30 protein-coding genes are annotated in these 18,042 nt (G+C 38.8%); 28 read left to right on the top strand and 2 right to left on the bottom strand.

The features are described 5' to 3' along the window. Positions 1-11: 11 nt before the first annotated feature. The 20 genes from FZF09_RS21710 (at position 12) to FZF09_RS21615 (ending at position 12,633) form a co-directional block, all read left to right on the top strand. On the top strand, positions 12-218 hold the full coding sequence (locus FZF09_RS21710; protein ID WP_158738631.1) for a hypothetical protein: 207 nt from the start codon (positions 12-14) through the stop codon (positions 216-218). Then, positions 218-769, top strand: a complete 552-nt coding sequence (locus FZF09_RS21705) for a head-tail connector protein (protein WP_158738630.1) — start codon at positions 218-220, stop codon at positions 767-769. The genes FZF09_RS21710 and FZF09_RS21705 overlap by 1 nt, the downstream gene beginning before the upstream one ends. Continuing rightward, positions 766-1,095, top strand: a complete 330-nt coding sequence (locus tag FZF09_RS21700) for a phage head closure protein (protein WP_158738629.1) — start codon at positions 766-768, stop codon at positions 1,093-1,095. Before FZF09_RS21705 ends, FZF09_RS21700 begins: the two co-directional genes overlap by 4 nt. Further along, positions 1,092-1,445 (top strand): HK97-gp10 family putative phage morphogenesis protein, encoded by a 354-nt coding sequence (locus FZF09_RS21695; RefSeq protein ID WP_158738628.1) that lies wholly within the window; start codon positions 1,092-1,094, stop codon positions 1,443-1,445. Before FZF09_RS21700 ends, FZF09_RS21695 begins: the two co-directional genes overlap by 4 nt. Further along, complete coding sequence (locus FZF09_RS21690) at positions 1,442-1,837, top strand: DUF3168 domain-containing protein (RefSeq protein ID WP_158738627.1); 396 nt, start codon at positions 1,442-1,444, stop codon at positions 1,835-1,837. The genes FZF09_RS21695 and FZF09_RS21690 overlap by 4 nt, the downstream gene beginning before the upstream one ends. A 6-nt stretch (positions 1,838-1,843) precedes the next feature. Then, positions 1,844-2,251 carry a phage major tail protein, TP901-1 family gene (locus FZF09_RS21685; RefSeq protein WP_158738626.1) on the top strand — a complete coding sequence of 136 codons (408 nt, stop codon included), beginning with the start codon at positions 1,844-1,846 and terminating at the stop codon, positions 2,249-2,251. A gap of 42 nt (positions 2,252-2,293) precedes the next feature. Further along, a complete protein-coding gene (locus FZF09_RS21680) occupies positions 2,294-2,626 on the top strand; it encodes a hypothetical protein (RefSeq protein ID WP_158738625.1) in 333 nt (110 codons plus the stop codon). 65 nt (positions 2,627-2,691) lie between these two features. Next, positions 2,692-2,901: a hypothetical protein gene (locus FZF09_RS21675; protein ID WP_233269598.1), complete on the top strand. Its 210-nt coding sequence runs from the start codon at positions 2,692-2,694 to the stop codon at positions 2,899-2,901. Between the two features lie 51 nt (positions 2,902-2,952). Next, positions 2,953-5,244, top strand: coding sequence for a phage tail protein (locus FZF09_RS21670; RefSeq protein WP_158738624.1), 2,292 nt, complete (start codon positions 2,953-2,955; stop codon positions 5,242-5,244). Next, a complete protein-coding gene (locus FZF09_RS21665; protein ID WP_158738623.1) occupies positions 5,241-6,050 on the top strand; it encodes a phage tail family protein in 810 nt (269 codons plus the stop codon). The genes FZF09_RS21670 and FZF09_RS21665 overlap by 4 nt, the downstream gene beginning before the upstream one ends. 12 nt (positions 6,051-6,062) lie before the next feature. After that, a complete protein-coding gene (locus tag FZF09_RS21660; protein WP_158738622.1) occupies positions 6,063-6,584 on the top strand; it encodes a BppU family phage baseplate upper protein in 522 nt (173 codons plus the stop codon). Then, on the top strand, positions 6,585-6,779 hold the full coding sequence (locus FZF09_RS21655) for a hypothetical protein (RefSeq protein ID WP_158738621.1): 195 nt from the start codon (positions 6,585-6,587) through the stop codon (positions 6,777-6,779). Then, complete coding sequence (locus FZF09_RS21650) at positions 6,772-7,029, top strand: hypothetical protein (protein ID WP_158738620.1); 258 nt, start codon at positions 6,772-6,774, stop codon at positions 7,027-7,029. Before FZF09_RS21655 ends, FZF09_RS21650 begins: the two co-directional genes overlap by 8 nt. A gap of 12 nt (positions 7,030-7,041) precedes the next feature. Further along, positions 7,042-7,566, top strand: a complete 525-nt coding sequence (locus FZF09_RS21645; RefSeq protein WP_158738619.1) for a hypothetical protein — start codon at positions 7,042-7,044, stop codon at positions 7,564-7,566. 4 nt (positions 7,567-7,570) lie between these two features. Then, on the top strand, positions 7,571-7,753 hold the full coding sequence (locus FZF09_RS21640) for a hypothetical protein (RefSeq protein WP_158738618.1): 183 nt from the start codon (positions 7,571-7,573) through the stop codon (positions 7,751-7,753). 124 nt (positions 7,754-7,877) lie between these two features. Further along, the gene (locus FZF09_RS21635; protein WP_158738617.1) at positions 7,878-8,552 is read left to right on the top strand and encodes a hypothetical protein; all 675 of its coding nucleotides are present in this window, start codon (positions 7,878-7,880) and stop codon (positions 8,550-8,552) included. A gap of 71 nt (positions 8,553-8,623) precedes the next feature. Beyond that, the gene (locus FZF09_RS21630) at positions 8,624-11,005 is read left to right on the top strand and encodes a phage tail protein (RefSeq protein WP_158738616.1); all 2,382 of its coding nucleotides are present in this window, start codon (positions 8,624-8,626) and stop codon (positions 11,003-11,005) included. Further along, positions 10,998-11,303, top strand: a complete 306-nt coding sequence (locus FZF09_RS21625) for a hypothetical protein (protein WP_158738615.1) — start codon at positions 10,998-11,000, stop codon at positions 11,301-11,303. The genes FZF09_RS21630 and FZF09_RS21625 overlap by 8 nt, the downstream gene beginning before the upstream one ends. Positions 11,304-11,347: 44 nt before the next feature. Continuing rightward, a complete protein-coding gene (locus FZF09_RS21620) occupies positions 11,348-11,782 on the top strand; it encodes a phage holin family protein (protein WP_233269597.1) in 435 nt (144 codons plus the stop codon). Positions 11,783-11,784: 2 nt separating this feature from the next. Continuing rightward, positions 11,785-12,633, top strand: coding sequence for a peptidoglycan-binding protein (locus FZF09_RS21615; protein ID WP_158738614.1), 849 nt, complete (start codon positions 11,785-11,787; stop codon positions 12,631-12,633). Between the two features lie 7 nt (positions 12,634-12,640). Here FZF09_RS21615 and FZF09_RS21610 read toward each other — a convergent pair whose 3' ends face one another. Continuing rightward, entirely contained in the window at positions 12,641-12,856 is a 216-nt protein-coding gene (locus FZF09_RS21610) for a helix-turn-helix domain-containing protein (RefSeq protein ID WP_158738613.1), read from the bottom strand. Positions 12,857-13,008: 152 nt separating this feature from the next. On the opposite strand from FZF09_RS21610, the gene FZF09_RS21605 reads away from it, so the two are divergent. The 5 genes from FZF09_RS21605 (at position 13,009) to FZF09_RS21585 (ending at position 15,801) form a co-directional block, all read left to right on the top strand. Beyond that, positions 13,009-14,364: an FtsK/SpoIIIE domain-containing protein gene (locus FZF09_RS21605; RefSeq protein ID WP_158738612.1), complete on the top strand. Its 1,356-nt coding sequence runs from the start codon at positions 13,009-13,011 to the stop codon at positions 14,362-14,364. Next, positions 14,345-14,878 (top strand): replication-relaxation family protein, encoded by a 534-nt coding sequence (locus FZF09_RS21600; RefSeq protein ID WP_233269596.1) that lies wholly within the window; start codon positions 14,345-14,347, stop codon positions 14,876-14,878. The genes FZF09_RS21605 and FZF09_RS21600 overlap by 20 nt, the downstream gene beginning before the upstream one ends. A gap of 11 nt (positions 14,879-14,889) precedes the next feature. Further along, positions 14,890-15,270 carry a hypothetical protein gene (locus tag FZF09_RS21595; protein ID WP_158738610.1) on the top strand — a complete coding sequence of 127 codons (381 nt, stop codon included), beginning with the start codon at positions 14,890-14,892 and terminating at the stop codon, positions 15,268-15,270. Between the two features lie 90 nt (positions 15,271-15,360). Continuing rightward, on the top strand, positions 15,361-15,489 hold the full coding sequence (gene sda / locus FZF09_RS21590; protein WP_158738609.1) for a sporulation histidine kinase inhibitor Sda: 129 nt from the start codon (positions 15,361-15,363) through the stop codon (positions 15,487-15,489). A gap of 111 nt (positions 15,490-15,600) precedes the next feature. Next, positions 15,601-15,801: a hypothetical protein gene (locus FZF09_RS21585; RefSeq protein WP_158738608.1), complete on the top strand. Its 201-nt coding sequence runs from the start codon at positions 15,601-15,603 to the stop codon at positions 15,799-15,801. On the opposite strand, the gene FZF09_RS21580 is transcribed toward FZF09_RS21585, so the two are convergent. Further along, positions 15,798-16,145: a YolD-like family protein gene (locus tag FZF09_RS21580; protein WP_158738607.1), complete on the bottom strand. Its 348-nt coding sequence runs from the start codon at positions 16,143-16,145 to the stop codon at positions 15,798-15,800. The genes FZF09_RS21585 and FZF09_RS21580 overlap by 4 nt on opposite strands. Before the next feature lie 106 nt (positions 16,146-16,251). Here FZF09_RS21580 and FZF09_RS21575 point away from each other — a divergent pair, with 106 nt between their 5' ends. The 3 genes from FZF09_RS21575 to FZF09_RS21565 all read left to right on the top strand — a co-directional run bounded on the left by FZF09_RS21575 (position 16,252) and on the right by FZF09_RS21565 (position 17,852). Continuing rightward, positions 16,252-16,464 carry a LexA family protein gene (locus FZF09_RS21575; RefSeq protein WP_158738606.1) on the top strand — a complete coding sequence of 71 codons (213 nt, stop codon included), beginning with the start codon at positions 16,252-16,254 and terminating at the stop codon, positions 16,462-16,464. 280 nt (positions 16,465-16,744) lie between these two features. Next, positions 16,745-17,434 (top strand): hypothetical protein, encoded by a 690-nt coding sequence (locus FZF09_RS21570; protein WP_158738605.1) that lies wholly within the window; start codon positions 16,745-16,747, stop codon positions 17,432-17,434. Continuing rightward, a complete protein-coding gene (locus tag FZF09_RS21565; RefSeq protein WP_158738604.1) occupies positions 17,427-17,852 on the top strand; it encodes a hypothetical protein in 426 nt (141 codons plus the stop codon). The genes FZF09_RS21570 and FZF09_RS21565 overlap by 8 nt, the downstream gene beginning before the upstream one ends. Positions 17,853-18,042: the final 190 nt, after the last annotated feature.

Genomic DNA, 18,042 nt, shown 5'->3' with positions numbered 1-18,042 from the left:
AAGGTGAGGATATGAAAATTGAGATCCTACGAAGTGTTGCAGGTGTAGACTTTAGCTATCCAAAAGGAAAAACGGTTGAAATTGATAAAGAACGGGCGGAAAAATTAATCAAAGCTGGTCATGCTAAACCCGCAGGAGAGCAAAAGGCTACAAAAACAGCTCCGGAAAACGCGACAACAAAGCGAAAAACGCCTGCGAAGAAAAAGAGTGATGATTAATGAGAAAAAGAATTTCTTCCCCCGTAGAACTGCCTATCAGCTTGACGGAAGTGAAAAAGCATATTCGTATTGATTACAACGATGAAGATGATCTATTAGAAATTTATTTGAAAGCTGCCACCGAATATGCAGAACAAAATCTTACCTACCGTGCTTTCATGACGCAAACGTGGCAAGTAACAATTCCGTCATTTCAAGAAACGATTAAACTCCCATACCCACCATTACAAACGGTTGATAGTATAAATTACATCGATAAAAATGGAGATACACAAACAGTAAGCGAGTCTATTTACCGTGTGGATAGCGATATCGAGCCAGGTTGTATTTATCAAGAAGGTGAATGGCCGAGTGATTACAAAAAAGATTCGATCGTGATTACATTCACTGCTGGCTATCCGTCTCAAGACGATATTCCAGAAAACTTTGTGCTTGGTTTACTCTTGCTAACTGGTCATTTTTATGAAAATCGCGAAGCAACTACTGATCAACAATTAGTCGAATTACCGTTTACGGTACAAGCGATGTTTGAAAGGGTGCATACGGTATGAGACCTATTCGATCAGGGAAACTTCGTCAGCGTATACTCATTCAAAATGAAGAAAGTGTCCGTCAACCCGGCGGCACTTATGAAACAGAATGGGTCACGTTTTTAGAATCATGGGCACGCGTTGTTCCTCTGTCTGGTACAGAAAGATACCAAGCGCAGCAGGTACAATCAAAGCTTTCACATCGAGTGGAAATGCGGTACAGAGAAGGCGTTAAACCACAAATGCGCGTGAAGTATGGCGATCGTATTTTTGAAATAGAAGCTGTGCTTAATTTAAATGAAATGAATAGGGAGATCCATTTGATGTGTTCGGAGGTGGTCACTTGAAGGTAGAAGTTAAAGGGTTAGATGAAACTGTACAAAAAATACAGAAGTGGACCAAAGCCAAACAAACAGGAGTTAAAGATGTTGTTTCATCGACTGCAAAACTAGTAGAAACTGCTCAAAAAAGCAAGGTTGCTTACTTGTCAGGGGAAACGAAAGACAGCATAACAACAGTTACAGAAGACAACGGCTTTACAACGAAGGTTGGACCCCAAAAACCAGACGGTTTCCGAGCACATTGGATTGAATTGGGGACGGTAAACCATCCGGCGCAGCCTTTTGTACGTCCATCTGCAGAGATGAACAGGCCTAAATTTCTTTCCGATCTCACAAAGGAATTTAACAAGCCATGATTGTTTCAATGTGGGACATTCAAGTTGCAATTGATGATAGATTGTACAATGATATTTCTGAAATGGTGACAGGAGTGCATGACGACCCTCCAGACGGTGCCGAGTTCCCTTATGTAAGTTATGGTCCGCCGACAAGCGTTCCATTTGATACAAAGTTATCTGATGGTGCTGATACAACCTTTCAAATTGACATATGGAGCCAGAACGGAACTGCAGAAACATCGGACATTATGAATGCTATACAAGAGTCATTACAAAGTGAACCACTGCCTATGAGCGGTGGTTTTTCTATGTATATGAATCGCCTGGAGTATGCGGATATTATCGACGACCAGGACGGTAAGACCAAACACGGTGTATTACAATACCGAATTATTATTGAGAAGGAGTGATATAGAATGAGAGGTGTAGATTTTTTAATTAATGTAAATACAGGTGACGAGTCTACCCCGGCATATGAACCAATTGCAGCACAACGTGGAGGAACATTCACAAGAGGGTATGACACCATAGATATGACAAGCAAAGACAACAGCGGTTGGGCAGATTCAGACTATGGTAACGGCAACTGGTCCATCAGCGGTGACGGGGTGCTACAAGAATCGGATCCAGCTTTCGAGGCGCTGGATACAGCTTTCTTAAATGCAGAAGTTATATTGGTTCAATTTGAGTTCCCAAATGGTAAAAAATACGAAGGGAAAGCTGTTATTACAGACTTAAGTATTGAAGCACCGCATGATGATGTTGCTACGTATTCCATTGAACTAACAGGAAAAGGGCAATACGAAGAAGTGGACGCAGCATAAGGAGAGGGGGAACCCTCTCTTTTTTAATATAAGGAGGATATTATGCAAGAAATTAAACTAGGCGGTAAGACAAGAAAGTTACGCTTTTCTCACATTGCAATGAAGACTATGGAAGAATATTATAGCATGAGTTTCGCAAAAATTTTTAATGAGGTAGACGTGGAATCTATCGATAATATGGGTGTTATGATTTGGGCGTGCATGCGCCGTTTTGATAAGACGTTGACCATTGATGAGGTAGATGAATGGATTGATGATTCTATTGAAGACGAAGAAACAACATACGAGGAAATAGGGGAAAAGATAAAAACGGTATTTAACAACAGCACTTTAGCTAAACAACAAGGTGGAACAAAAAACAAAAAGGGGGCTTAGATTGGGACCAACGTGAGCGGTGTGCTTACGGTTGGCTTGATTTAAGCCCCTCTGAATTTTGGCACATGACACCGAGAGAGTTTGATTTAAAACTAGACGGATTTATGGAACGCGAAGCGTGGGTGGCTCTCTTAAACAGACGAGCCATGAAAGAAAAGAAAATCAGCATGGATAAGTTACTGGGTCGTGAAAAGAACGTTGATCAAGGTAACGTAGTCTCCATTGAAGAACATAAGAATCTTATCCATGAAATGAAAAATAAATTTGCGAAATAGCTCCGACGAGGGCTATTTTTTTATGCCTTTTAAGGAAAGGTAGGTGAGGAAATGGCAACATTATCGGAAATGAGCGTGAAAATAGGTGCGGAAACATCTGGGTTTGAAAAAGGCATGCAAAACGTATCTAAAAAAATGGATTCTGTAGGAAAAGGTATGAAAAATGTCGGCGGCACTATGACTAAATGGGTATCTGGTCCAATTGCCGGAGCTACCGCAGGATTAGGTGCGTTGGTCACAAAGACGGCGCAAGCTGGGGATGCAGCAGCTAAGAACGCTCAAAAAGTAGGCGTAGGCACAGAAGCTTATCAAGAATATGAATATGCACTTGGACAAGCAGGATTAAGCCAACAAGACACAGAGAAGACTCTAGGCCGTCTTAATACCCGTATTGGTGAAGCTAGAGCAGGAAATGAAAAGTATAGTGATGCTTTAAAAAGATCAGGCGTGAACATGAAAGCATTGAAAGACGGAACACTGTCTACAGATGATGCCATGATGCAGGCAGTCGAAGGTATCAGCCAGATGAGTAACGAACAAGACCGAGCACAGGCGGCAACCGATCTTTTCGGTAAAAAGTTAGGTCGTGAACTTATGCCGGCCATTAATGCCGGAGCAGAGAGCTTACAGAACGGGCGCGATAAAGCACAGGAATTCGGTCATGTGATCGGCGAGGATGCTGCTAAAAAATCAGAAGAATTCAATGACAAAATGGAAGATTTGGGTACTCGTATGAAAGGGTTAGGTCAACAAATTGGCGCACAGTTAATTCCTGTCCTCATGGATCAACTTATTCCAGCGTTTGAAGATAACATTTTACCTATTTTTGAAAAAGTCGGAAATAAAATCCTAGAAATGGTTGAGTGGTTCGCTAATCTTAGCCCATCTATGCAAGGGGTTGTAGCAGGAGGAACAGCATTAGTAGCAGCGCTCGGTCCTATGCTTGTGGTATTCGGGCAAATTGTCAGCTCTATATCATCTCTAACGCCATTATTTTCCGCACTAGGCGCCGTAATAGGTACCGTATCTGCACCAGTTTTAGCGGTGGTTGCCGCAGTTGCCGCGTTATCTGCAGGACTTGTGTATCTCTGGAACACGAATGATGATTTTAGAGATGCTGTTATATCAGCATGGGAGAAGATCAAAGACACGGCGGTACAAATTTGGGAAAACTACATCAAAAATACGCTTTTGTCTTTATGGGGTACCCTTAAATCAGAAGGAAAGGCATTATGGTCAACACTGCAGGATTTTACAGAATCAGCTACAGAGGCGATTTCAAATATCATCGAATGGTTTTCCGGCCAAGCACAGGATATATGGGACAGGTGGGGCAGCAATCTCATGTCAATAGCAGAATCAACCTGGAGCACCATAGAAACGGTGATAGATTCAGCCATTCAAGTTATTTCTAATATTATCCAGTTATCACTAAACCTTATACGTGGGGACTGGGAGTCGTCCTGGGAGAATATAAAGTCGATTGGACAAGCAGTATGGAATGCGCTTTCTTCGATTATAGAAAATGGGATAAACACATCGAAAAAATTCCTAGAAATAGGGCTAGATGCAGCAACATCAATATGGGAAAGTTCCTGGAAATCCGTGTCTTCCTACCTTTCCAAAATATGGAAAAAAATAACTTCTGTTGTACAAAATTCGATTGGTAACGTAAAAAAACGTGTCGATTCAGGAATGAATCAGGCTAAGGAATTTGCAGCGACAGCGCTAAACAATTTATTTTCTGTTTTCCGTGACATTCTAGGAAATATTTGGAGAACGGTGAAACAGAAGTTTGGAAATGACATTGTAACTGCTGTAAGTAATGGGATGACCAATGTTAAACGGACTGCAGAACGACTTTGGAGTCAAGTGCAATCATTCTTTGAAAGAATTAATCTTTTCTCTATCGGTGCAGATATTATCCGAGGACTTGCTGACGGTATCAGTTCAATGGCTGGTGCGGTTATGGACAAGGCCAGAAACATTGCTAGCAACGTTAAAGATACCATTTCAGGGGCATTGGATATAAGATCACCTTCTCGTGTGATGAGGAATGAAGTTGGTAATCAAGTAGGCGCGGGGCTTGTTCTCGGTATGGATGATATGCAAAGAGATATTGAAAAATCAGCTCAAAACATGGCTGATGCAGCAGTACCCTCTGTTAACAACGATGTTTCAAATCTTCCTGCGAGCGGGTCACAAGCTGTCAGTATTAGTTTCCGCGGCATGTTTGAAGGTGCTAATCTATCTGTAAGGGATGAATATGACATCGAAGCGATATCTGTAGGGTTAGGAAATCAAGTAGCACACCAAATGAGGTTAGGAGGGGTGAAGGGATGATTATAGTAGAACAATCCGACGGGGTACAATACGACTTAGAAAAGATCGGGTTGCGCGGTCTAGAACTAATTGTCGGTTCGCCCTCTCCCACTCATGAACAAGAAACCATACAAGGGCGAGACGGGTTCATTGACATGGGTACGACATACGGAGGGCGTACTTTAACAGGGCGTTTTCATATAAAAGGAAAAGATGCAGAAGGATACCACCGTTACAAACATGCCGTATACCGTCTTTTTAATGGTAAAACGTATTTTTATCTCATTAACAAGAAAGACCCTAATAAACGGTGGCGTGTGAAAACAAACGGAGCTTACACACCAGAGAGAGCAAATACCACTACAGCTATTATTGAAATAGAGTTTATTTCTGATTCTCCCTATGCAGAATCAAGAGGAACAACGCTGGGACCAATTGAAACGGACGAAACCTACCAAATCACAGCCGATTACTCTGATCAGCCGATCAAATACACATTCACAGAAACGTCTTTTTCTGTATGGAACGATAGCGATATTGCCATTGATCCGCGCGAACATTACCTTGTAATTGAGTATGAGGGAGAATCCACCGATTTAACGATCACGAACACAACAACAGGAGAGGAATGGAGTTATACCGGTTCCAGCGGCAGTAACGATACGATCACACTAGACGGAATACGCAGCCTTAAAAACAACTTAACCATTTTTAGTGACACCAATCGTAAGCTGATCACGCTTGATGAGGGGTGGAACGACTTTGAACTGTCCGGCACATCGGGCAGTTTTTCTATTTCCTTTGATTTTCGATTTCTTTATATATAGGAGGTGGATGGTTTGGATACACAAAAGAAAATAACGGTAGTCGTTGATTTGAAAAGAAACGGTTTTGTTCAAAAACCAATGTTTATTCAGAATGACACGAATATCATTGAGTTCCAGGTGCAAGAAAACGGGGAAGATGCTGATGTTAGTAGTTTAGGCGAAATTATCACGAACTACAGAAGGCCAGATAAAGAAATAATATCACATGTACTGTCTGTTGAAGACGGGGTAATCCCTTACGAAATTGGCACAAAAGAGATGGAAGTTGCTGGCGAAGGGGATTTGGAAATACAGTTTTACAACGGAGATAGCACAGAACGCATATCCACAAAACAGATGAAAGTCAAAGTTTTAGAAGAAATTGGATCAGAAGAAATAGCGGACGAAGAGGAAGAAGAGACATTCTTGCAAGAAGTTTTAATTGCTGCAAGTGAAGCGAAGAAGGACAGCGCGAAACCATTAGCAGTAGAGACAAGAACATCTGACCCCTCCGATCTGTACGACGGGCGCATGTGGTTGCGGAGTGATTTATAAATGAAGTTTATATGCGATATATGTCACTTTGATAAGTTTTTGCCCCTTTCAGAAGTGAGTGTGATGGAAATAGGAGGTTCGTATCAACTGTCCAAGATGAGATCAACAGGGACAACTTGGAAATGCGGACGCTGTGGTGAAATTTACGGTCCAGAAGTAAACATGAAAGAACAGAAGGTGATTCGAAATGCCTAACGTATTTATAGGTGGCGGTATGCCGATGCAAAGCTACTCTACTCCAACGTCCTACACAAAAACAGGAGAATTGCGAACAAAGAATCAAACCATTCCTCTAACAAATGAAGCAGCTGCTGACCAACTAAAAATACGCAATAAAGGGCGAAACATGGGTATCAGATTAGTTGATCCAAGCGATTCAAAAGCATCTGCTATACGAATATATAATGGTTCAACACGTAGCTTGGCAGATGATTTAGGTATATAAAGGAGGGATAACATGGCTATTTTAATTACAGACGAAGATGGAAATTTTGTACCGCAGCATTTAACGGAAGATGGGAGTGCTTTTGAAGAAAATAAAGGAATAGACGGCGCTCAATTTGTTCACGTAACTGGGAGTATTGTTGAAGAAGGGAAAATTGAAAATGAAACAATCGGAGCTGGGTCTACTTTAATTATTCCAGTTAATTTTAGCCAATTCACATGTGGTTTTGGTATGCGTGGAGAGTCCGATTTTAAAGGTGCTGACTATGATGTTTACTACAGGTCAGCAATGTTCGGGTCTGCCAATGGCAAATCAGACTATCTAGGTAAAACGTTGATATCTAACGGGACAGTCACTGACAATTCCGAGGTTAATAAAGTTGAGGACATGTTAGTATTCGGAGATACGCAACTAGATGGAAGAAATGTTAATTTAGTTTTTCACACTTTGACTGGGGCAGGAGAAATAAGAGTAATTAACAATGATTCTACTGATATAACAATTGACCATTTAACAATTGTTAGTTTTGGGAGGTAATTAAATGGAAAACTTTGACGATTTAAAGATAAATAGAGATAACGGTGTTTACGTAAATTTAAACACTGAAAATAGCATCCGAAAAATTGCTTCTATCGAAAAAGTCGAATCAGAGATTAAAGAAGACGGCACAACACCTTTTTGGGAAAGTCAATTAAAAAAATGGAAAGATGAAGGTAGAATTTAATTACTAAACTATCTACTTGATATATTTTAAAAATTTTGTTTACCATACTTCATTCAATGAGTATTAAAAAAAGGAAGTCAGCTCTTGCATATCGAAAAATCTGTAAGAGAGGTGATTAGGGGTGTTGTTAGAACAAAACGTAAACTTGGCAATTCATTGGTGGGAAAACGAAAATTTAAATTCATCAAACAATAATAATATAAAAACTACGATTCCTTGGCTATTTAAGACTGGTGGAGCGTTGTTTAAATCTATAAGATATCTTACAACTGGAGAAATTGAAAATGTTACATCAATACAGATGGCGGGCGAAAATAATGTTGTGATCAATTTAGAAATTTCACCCTCCGAATATTTTCAACTTAGAGGTATATTAGCGATGACAGCAGATTTGTATAGAATTTCAACTGCTTTAGGGAAACAGGACACTGGAAAATTAAAAACGCACTTAAACAAGGTAAAAAGATATTCAAACAAGTTCAGGGATTTAAGAAATTTCTTTGAACATATAGATAGCAGGTTAATTAATCTGGACCAACATGGCATATCAGGAGAAACAACAACAGATTGTGGGATTCATTACAGCCCTGATACGAAAAACTGTTTTCATTTAGTGTTTGATGGAACAAGTTTTCATTTTTCTGATGAGAAAAAAGCCAAAAAAAGGTCATTCACTACTAAAAATTTTATACCAATATTTGAGGGTTTGGAAGGATTATATGATGAGATAACAAGCCATAAAATACACGAAACAAAATATCCGAGATTTACAGACTACTATAATTACAATAATTTATAGTAACTACATGTTATATAGTTTTATGACCAAGGCTGTCCATTAAGGGCAGCCTTTTTAAGTGAGGTGATTACATGATAGTTACCGATTTAGAAGGCAATACAGAACGGCTCGCAGACTATCAGATCGAGCGAAAACGCAAGGTGAATAGCGAACACTCGCTGACCATTACCCTTTACAAAACAAAACGGAACGAGCACTCTTTTGATCTTGCTGTGGAAGAAGCACTGATCGAGTACGATGATCGAGAATACCGTATCAAGAAGGTTATAGACCGTACACATGGTCGAATACCTATTAAAGTGCTGCAAGCTGATCTGACATTTTTTGACCTGGTGGATGAATACCAATATGATACCATTTCCGGGAGTAATCCTATTCAAGATTATCTTGACCATGCTCTTGAGGGTACAGATTATACCTACGAAGTCATTGATTCGTTTAACAGTGAAAGAGCCCAAAATTTTGGTGAAGATACCGCGCTGGCACTTGTACAGGATATATTAAACCGTTTTGGGGCTGAGATAGAAATTGACGGTACGCATTTACGCTTCTATCAGCAAATCGGGCGAAAGACAGACATTCAGTTTCGGTACAAGCACAATATCAAGACGATTGAACGCGAAGTTGATACTTCTAATTTAAGCACATATATCAAAGGTTTTGGCGGCGAACAAAACGATGATGGAACGTATCCAATTGAAGAGGAATACACGTCAGATATGGCAGATGTCTATGGCATACGCCATGCTCCACCTGTTTATGATGAACGTTTTACTACATCTGAAGGAATGCAAGAACACCTGGAAAACATCATCGAAGATACACCAAAAATCAAATTTAAAATAGAAGCCGTTGAACTCTTACATGCCGGTGTTGACACAGAACAATTAGAAATCGGGGACGAACTCTTTGTTATATACGAACCTTTAGACATTGACATTACAGCACGCGTGATCGAGATTACCGATTATCCGGAACAAAACCGTTCTGCTGTATTTACCCTATCTAATTTTGAAAACAACGTCACACAAGACATAGCGGACTTTAACCGTACGAAACAGCAAATGGACAGCATTTTTGAAGGTAGAACAACGTTGCCGTATAATGTGCTGGATTCTGCTGTGAAAAATGCAACAGAAGCACTCACAGAAGCTGAAACAGAGTTAAATTTTGAAGATGGAATACAGGCAATAGATCCGGACGATCCTAACCGTGTTGTTGTATTTAATTCAGCAGGGATGGGGATTAGCGACGATGGCGGGGCATCCTTTTCAGAAGCTATCACAGCAGACGGATTCGTGCTATCAGCCGGGGCAATAGGACAGCTAGCTGCAAATAATATCAGAGTGGGTGCTGATACAACGTATGAAGATGACAATTATAATCCTTCCATAAAAAAAAGGGTATTTGTGAATGAACCAACCACACCTTATGATGAAGGCGATTTATGGGCAGACGGACAAACGTTGCACCGAAGCACAGTGACAAGATCAGTCGAAGAAAGTTTCGATGAATCGGATTGGGATAAGGTTGGCGATGTGACAGAATTAAACACCGCATATGACACACAACGGGTAGATGGCGAAGATGCTAATACTGTCAAAGATAATGCAAAGAATGCCAGTGACCAAGTGGAAGATTGGAAATATACCGGAACAACACTAATTGATGGTGGTAACATCTATGCCGATACGTTAGCTGCTATTACAGCAACATTAGGTAGTGTTTACTCTGGTTTTATTGAAGGGTCTACTTTTAGAACTAGCGAAGATGCCCCTTATACTCTGATTGAAAGCGACGGGAAAATCGTTTCAGCTTCTAGCGACACACCTGTTTCTGACGGTGGTGATGGAGCAATAGGTATTTCTATTGATCCAGAAGTTTTCAGTGATGATCCATTTATTACATTTCATGCATTTGCAAATGGCGACAGTTTTGATGGTTCTGGTGATGCTTTCATAAGGCTTTACGGGGATACTTCTGATCCAGATTTCGACCCCGTTTTGCGTGTTACGTCTTGGGATCAACTCCAATTATCATCAGCTATTGATGATTATGATGGGATAAGAATGATGGGCAGTGTTAATGTTGATGATGACTTTAGTGTAGACGGATCGAAAAATGCAATTGTCCCTTCGTCTATAGGTGATATTCTCATTAATGCTTACGAAACGGCTGAATATTATTTTGGAGATATTGGAAGGGCTGAGGTGGTTGAGGGGGCTTGCACGATTGAAATAGATCCTCTATTCAAAGAGACAGTAAACACTGATATAGATTATGAAGTCTTTCTCACACCTAGAGGGAAAGGCTTAATTTATGTTGCTGATCAAGATGCAAACAGCTTTACGGTTGAAGGGGATGATATTCCTTTCTCCTATGAAATAAAAGCAAAACGCAAAGGGTATGAAGATGTTCGTTTAGAATCTGCCGGAGGTAATTCTAGTGAATAAAATTAGAATGTTATTTAAAAATGCAGATGGAAAAACAGAAATTAAACACGTTACAGTAGAAGAAAAATTAAGCATTGAAAAAGAACGTAAGATTGAAAGAAGAATGCAAAGGTTGAAAAGAAAAAAAGACAAAATCAGAGATAAAAAAGAAGAATTGCAAAAAGAATTTAAAAAAGAATCTAAAACAATGCAAAAGAGACTTGATGATTTTAAAGATAAAAATAAAGAAATTAAAGAAAAGTACAAGATAAACTACAAGAAAAAGAAACATATACCAGGAGAGATTGGAAGTAACTGAATCCGAACACAAGAGGGATTTATCAATAAATAAGGAGAGGTAATATGATGGAAACAAGTATGAAGACGATGGCTGCAGGAGGAACAGCGATCGTTTCTTTCTTATGGGGGGAATGGTCGGTGTTGCTCAATGTTCTTTTAGCATTAGTTGCAATTGATTATATTACGGGATTGGCTGCTGCATATAAAGAAGGAGAGCTGAATAGTAGAACGGGCCTTTTTGGAATTGCCAAGAAGGCTTTTATTTTTGTCATTATAGCTGTTGGAAATTTAATCGATGTTGTTTTGGTTGAAACTGGAACCAGAGAGGAGCCAGTAATCTTCACTGCAGTGATTGTGTTTTATGTGGTAAATGAAGCCATAAGCATCACAGAGAATGCTGGACGAATGAATATGCCTCTTCCGGAAAAATTGTTATCTGCTATTAAGGTGCTGAGAAGTAAAAGCGACAAAGAAAACGATAAGGATAGGAGTGCCTAACCATGATGGTTTCCCTTTCAAAATTAAAAGACCGCAGCATCCGAAATATGGGAGATGTTCATCCAACCGTTAAAAATAAAGCTTTGCAAATGATTGAAAAAGCATACAAGGAGGGCATTTATGCTCAAATCTCTTCTGGGTATCGTTCTAACAAAGAGCAGCAACGACTTTATAATAAGGGGAGAACCACCTCCGGAAACGTGGTAACAAACGCTAAGCCTGGTCAATCTGTACACAATTATGGATTGGCCATTGATTTTTTCTTAGTTTCGGAGGATGGAAATCAAGCATTATGGACCGTGAACAAAGAATGGCACAGAGTAGCAGCTATTGCAAAGTCTCTTGGTTTCAGTTGGGGCGGGGATTGGACGAGCTTTAAGGATTATCCTCATTTAGAGTTGACAGGCGGTTTATCTTGGCGTGATCTAAAAGCAGGCAAATGTCCGACGCATCTATTACAAGATGTTTCCTCTTCTACAAAGGATGGAATATTAGAACGCGGCGACAACGGTTCAAAAGTGAAGCAGCTGCAGGAAGATCTGCTTGAAGCAGGGGAGAAATTACCTCGTTATGGTGCAGATGGCGATTATGGCCAAGAAACAGAGGAAGCAGTGAAAGCATTTCAAGCTCGATATGGTTTAGAAGTAGACGGTATTGCTGGGCCTAAGACTATGGAAAAACTAAAGGAGGTATTAAAAGACATGGCAGAACAGAAGCCAAGTAACGGACATGAAAAGAATTGGGAATGGGCAGAAGAGAAAGGTCTTTTTAACGGTAAGGATCCGCGTAAGCCAGTTACCCGAGAGCAAATGGCCACCGTATTGAAGCGTTATGATGAAATGAAACAATAAGCAGGGTTTATTCCCTGCTTTCTTCCCTCTTCTCCCATATCTCCTGCATACTCATATCTAATTCTTCTAATATCCGATACGTTACATCAAAACTAGGTACACTATGATTATTGATAATATTACTCATCGCAGACTTGCTTATGTTGACGCGCTTTGCAAATTCTCCTATTCTCCATTCTTTTTCTGCGAGGATTACCCTTAACCTACATTTATACCCTGTCATATCACATCACCTAATCTATATTTCTTGGTACATTCTTTTTATCCTTCTTAAAGGTATTCCCGTATTTTAAAACTTTTTTATGTGGACAAATTCTAAAAGACAAGCAATTCGGCATATTCTTTATCAAATACCGTCGCAGAAGCAAGAAAGGTATGACGGATTTGTTGATATATCAGCGTTTGTCGGCAGAAAAGAACGTTCGTTTCTTCCGCAACTATATATTCTATATATACATGATTGGTGGTGTTGATTTGATATTAGAGATCAGTTCATCTTTTGTCGCCGGGGGCGTGTTAGCTTTTGCACATTTAAATAAAAATTTATCTTTTAATGATGCACAAAAAATCCAACGCATTTTCGCAAATTCTAATTTGAATGTGAAGGAAAATGGAAAACAAAAAACGATACGCCTGTACAGGAAAAGGAAAATAAAAGGAGGGATGGAATATGTATTTCAACTTCCGTATGGCCTGTCTGTGAAGGACGTAGAAGCGCACAAGCATGTATTAGAGGACGGGTTGAATACGAAGCAAATTGTTTCTTTTGAAGATTTAAAGCAGCTGCAGCTAAACAAAGACATTCTGAAACAAATCAAAGACCTATTCCATCCAAAAGGTACACGAAAGGAAGTGGAGTTTGCTTTTGACGGTATGCTAAAAATAAAAGTATATGAAGAACCGTTAACCGATAATCTGCCGTGGGATGAGAGTATGAAGGCTAAAGGGTGGGAAGTGCCAGTAGGAGTGAATCGTAAAAGGATGATTTATCATGATTTTGATAAACGTCCTCATATGGTTGTTGCTGGGGCTACAGGTTTTGGTAAATCCCAATATTTAAAGATGCTCGTCACATCATTAATCCTGTCACAATCAGATAATGTGACTTTTTCTCTTATTGACTTAAAAGACGGTGCCGCCTTCCAGCGTTTTAAAGATGCTAATCAAGTAAAACACGTTGCTCGAGATCCAAAGGAAGCTAAAGAAGTATTAGAGCAGGTGCAACAGAACATGAGCGTTAAATTAAAAGAAGTAGTGGATGCAGGATATGAAGATGTAAAAGAGGCCGGAGAAAAGAAACGGCACTTCGTAGTGATAGATGAAGCTGCAGACCTTGATGGAAAATCGCTCGAATTGACAATAGATTTAGTTCGTAGAGGAAGAGGGGCAGGGTTGAGAGTTATATATTGTACCCAATATCCAACAAATGAAACGTTACCTAGTCAAATACGACCTAATATAGGAGGGAGAGTGTGTTTTATCCTTGAAACCAACCGGCAAAGTTTAGCCGTATTGGATAAGGGAGGGGCAGAAGAATTACCAGAGATACCAGGCAGAGCGATATATAAGCGTGTGAAAGAAGAAGTCGTGCAATGCCCTTATATGACCAATGACACGATAAAAGAAAAGATTGGCCCTCATATCAACATCAGAGGGAGGGGAGAACGTGAACAATCTGGCCATAAAGGAACAGAGGACAGAGAATATTCTTTTGAGTTTACGTCGGCTTGATTATCTCACGAGAGCGCAAATTCAGAGAATCCATAATTTAAAAAGTGACCGTAATGCTAATCGTGTATTAAATTCTATGAGTGATTATTTATGCTCGTTTCGGCACGGACTACAGAAGGTGTATTATCTGAACAAAAACGGCAGAGAAAGAATAGGCGCGGAGGTAGTACGGAAAAGAACGACAAACGTACAACATTTTTTGTTACGAAATCAGCTTTATATTATGATGGGTTGCCCCTCGTCTTGGGAGAATGAAATACGTGTCACATTAGGAAATACTTCGATTGTGTGCGACGCAAAATTTGACTATCAGAACATACCGTGCTTTGTGGAAGTGGACTGTTCTCAATCCATGCAAAAAAATGAACAAAAAATAGAGAAGTACAGAACGTTCTATCAGAACGAGCGTTTTAATTTAATATGGATCACCGAATTACAGAGTCGCCATCCAAAACTGGAGAGATTATGTGAAGGATTGTCTGCTGCTGTTTATACGGCAGGACAGATTAAATAGGAGGGTTTCTCATGAAAGTGAAAACAGTAGGTACGGTAAGCGAGTTTTTGCACCCTCAGCCAAAAAGAAAGAAGCGCTTCTCATCCGTCACCGTTCCATTATTACTGGCTGGAGGGGCAACGCCTGCCTATGCACAAGAAGCCGTAACCGTCAGCGTGAACGGCAAAGTAAAAGAAAAGATTGTTTCTGCCTTTGATCCTCTGGTGGATCTTATCACACAATTATCCTACCCTGTCGCAGCTGTCATGGTTACGGGCGGAGCTTTACTTGTCATGATTGGCCTAAAGGAAAAAGGATATTCCACGATTCAGACAGCTTCAATCGGATTTATCCTTGTTCAGATGTCACCATTATTATTAGAGCTATTATTCGGTATTGGGGAAGCAGTATAAAAAGTAAGAAAATCTCCAAAAGTGATTGAAATATTATACGCTTGATTTAAAATTGGTCTAGTGAGTAAAAATACACAGGAGGAAAGTAACGTGGAATTAGAAGAAGTATCAACGACTGTTTTGTCAGAATCTTACGAGAAAGCAAAAGAATTGGACCTTGATGAAGATTTTATCAACCTTCTAAAAGAAGCATTGGACGCTCAATTTGTACATCAGTAATATATCATCACAAATAATAAGATAGCGACGAAAAATTCGTTGCTATTTTTTTAATTCTTTTGTAGGACTTTAGTAATCAATATTGAACTATAAAGAGGGAGGTGATAACCATTGGTGAAAGAGGTTGTTAATAACCAGGATCTTCATATGATCAAAGCTAAAAACAGTGAACAGTTACAAACCGAATTGTACAAAGTTCTTGATTTTTATCGAAATAACGGAATAGAATTTGCACTAATAAGCCAGGTGAAACCAGTAAATGATTATGAATTTATTGTAATTATAGATACAACGGAAGAGCAGCTAAGTTAATGCGCTGCCCTGCTAATGTCTGAAATGCTATCGAACTTAATGTAAAGTACTTCATCCTCAGATTTTACGTGAAACTGCTTTTGGTTCATGTTTACGTAATGACAAAAACCGGTAACATCGTAAAAATAACCATCCTTCCAATAAGTAAAAGTCAGCTTTTCATTTTCTCTCATCGCTTCACCAAGTAACCACTCAAACTCTTGCCACTGTTGTTCATCAAGCAATGGTTTCTTAGCTTTCTTTTGATCTTTCTGATGCTTTAACCATAACTCTCTTTGCTCAGGTAGTATCATTCTCATGCTTTCCCAGCGTAAATTCGATCCAGGTGTCATTTTATTAGCCATTTGGTCTCCCTCCTATACTAATTATAATACGAACAAACATTCCCTTTTAGTCTTGTAATGAAACAAATGTTCGTATAAAATGGAAGAAAAGTGATGAGGTGGTTGTATGACAAAGCGTCAGCGTGAAGTATATAAAGTTATCTGTGATTACATGGTAGATAATAACTATCCACCAACGTTTAGGGAGTTACAATCGTTAATTGGAGTGAAATCTGTCTCAACGGTATATTCGTTTCTTAAAGTATTGAAAAGGAAGGGTTATGTTACATGGGAAGAGTCCAGACCAAGAACACTCAGAGTATTAAAGAGAACAGCATAAACGATTATGTTTTAAAAGAGGTTCTGAAAGATAAACAGCCGGTCCAGATTATATATGAAGACTAAAAGGGAAATATTGTTTCAACGCAGTGTGATTGTACATCAAATCAATGAGGGGTTTCATCGTTTGATCTCACAATAAGAAGGGAATAAGAAATTTTTATAGAAATAATATATTATCAATGTTAGAAATTAAGTTGATTTATTAAAACTGATTGTACACTCTTCCGATAAAAAGTGTATAGTGTAATTAAGTATAAAAATAAAGAGGAGGTGGTAATGTGGAAAATATCATTAATTCTGGAGATCGAAAAAAATCTTTAAGTGGTTGGTTGTTAGACCACCACAATAGAGAATTTTATTCTAATTTAAAATTACAGAAATTTCTTTTCTTTTACGAAGTCCTTTCTGAACTTGAAGAAGGTTACTCTGACTTTTATAAACTTAAGGGGTATGAAAAAGGACCTGTTTTTAGCCATGTGTATGGTGACCACGTTTATCGTACAGATAAATTTGCTTCAGCAGCTTACCAAAGTTACCACAGAAACAAAGGTCTGATTGTCGAGAATCGGGCTAAACTGTCGGGGTTCTTATGTCGGATTTTAAATGATGAAGAATTATCAGATCTAACGCACGAATTTAACATTTGGGCAAATAAAGAAGATGAAATTTTAAATAAGAAAGTTAGTCATCTTGATTTAGATAAAGAGGATTTAAATAACGATGATTTAGGTCTAATGGCCAGCTTAAAACAGATGTACCCTCCTGACCTTATTGAATCCCATAGCGTTATAAGCCTTGCCAATAATAATTTTTTGGTAAATAATAATGATTTATCAAAAATGGAACAAATAGAGCAAAATAAGGGCACCCAATTTTTAAAGGTTCTGCAAGATCTTGATGGTGAAGAATCACTAATTAATCCTGTTTTTTTAGAATTATCAGATGAAGGAGTTTTACTTGTTGATTAATAAAAAAAACGTAGTGAGAATGAAAGTACCTTTCCCAGGTATTAATTCAGCGTTGGCCCAAAGCTCACATATGTATATATGTATGAGGGAAGGGTCTGACAAAAAGTTTATAAAATGCCAGACCCAAAAACCTCAACATTTACATAAGAAGAAAAGACCATATTGTTACGTTAGCGAAAGCGCGGATGTATCTAGAAATCCTTTTAAAAATACAACAATAATTGATTGTGACAAAGAATTTCTGTTAAGCAATTTAGTAATCGATAGAGATTTAATTACTACTAGAAGGCCAGACGTATGCGAAGAATTATTTATTGAAGTGAAAAGTAAATCTGATGAAAATTCTGATTTGGAGTTTGAAGATATAGATCCGGATGATATATGTAGTGTAAATGAAAAAATCAAAAAAATTAATTAATGTTATACATAAAGTATTTAAAGCGAGGGATTAGTTCCCTGGCTTTTTTAATGGGGTAGAATTCATCATCTGCCCTGTTTTATGACTTAATATTCTAGATTATTTATAATGTTGACCATTTGTTGACCGAATCCGTCAACAATGTTCATATTTGGTCCGATTTAATCATAAAGATGTTTCAAAAAACCTT

It is taken from the genome of Alteribacillus sp. YIM 98480, assembly GCF_009765375.1.
GTDB lineage: Bacteria > Bacillota > Bacilli > Bacillales > Marinococcaceae > Alteribacillus.
The sequence above is the reverse complement of the archived record's forward strand: the minus strand, read 5'-3'. Positions and strand labels throughout refer to the sequence as shown.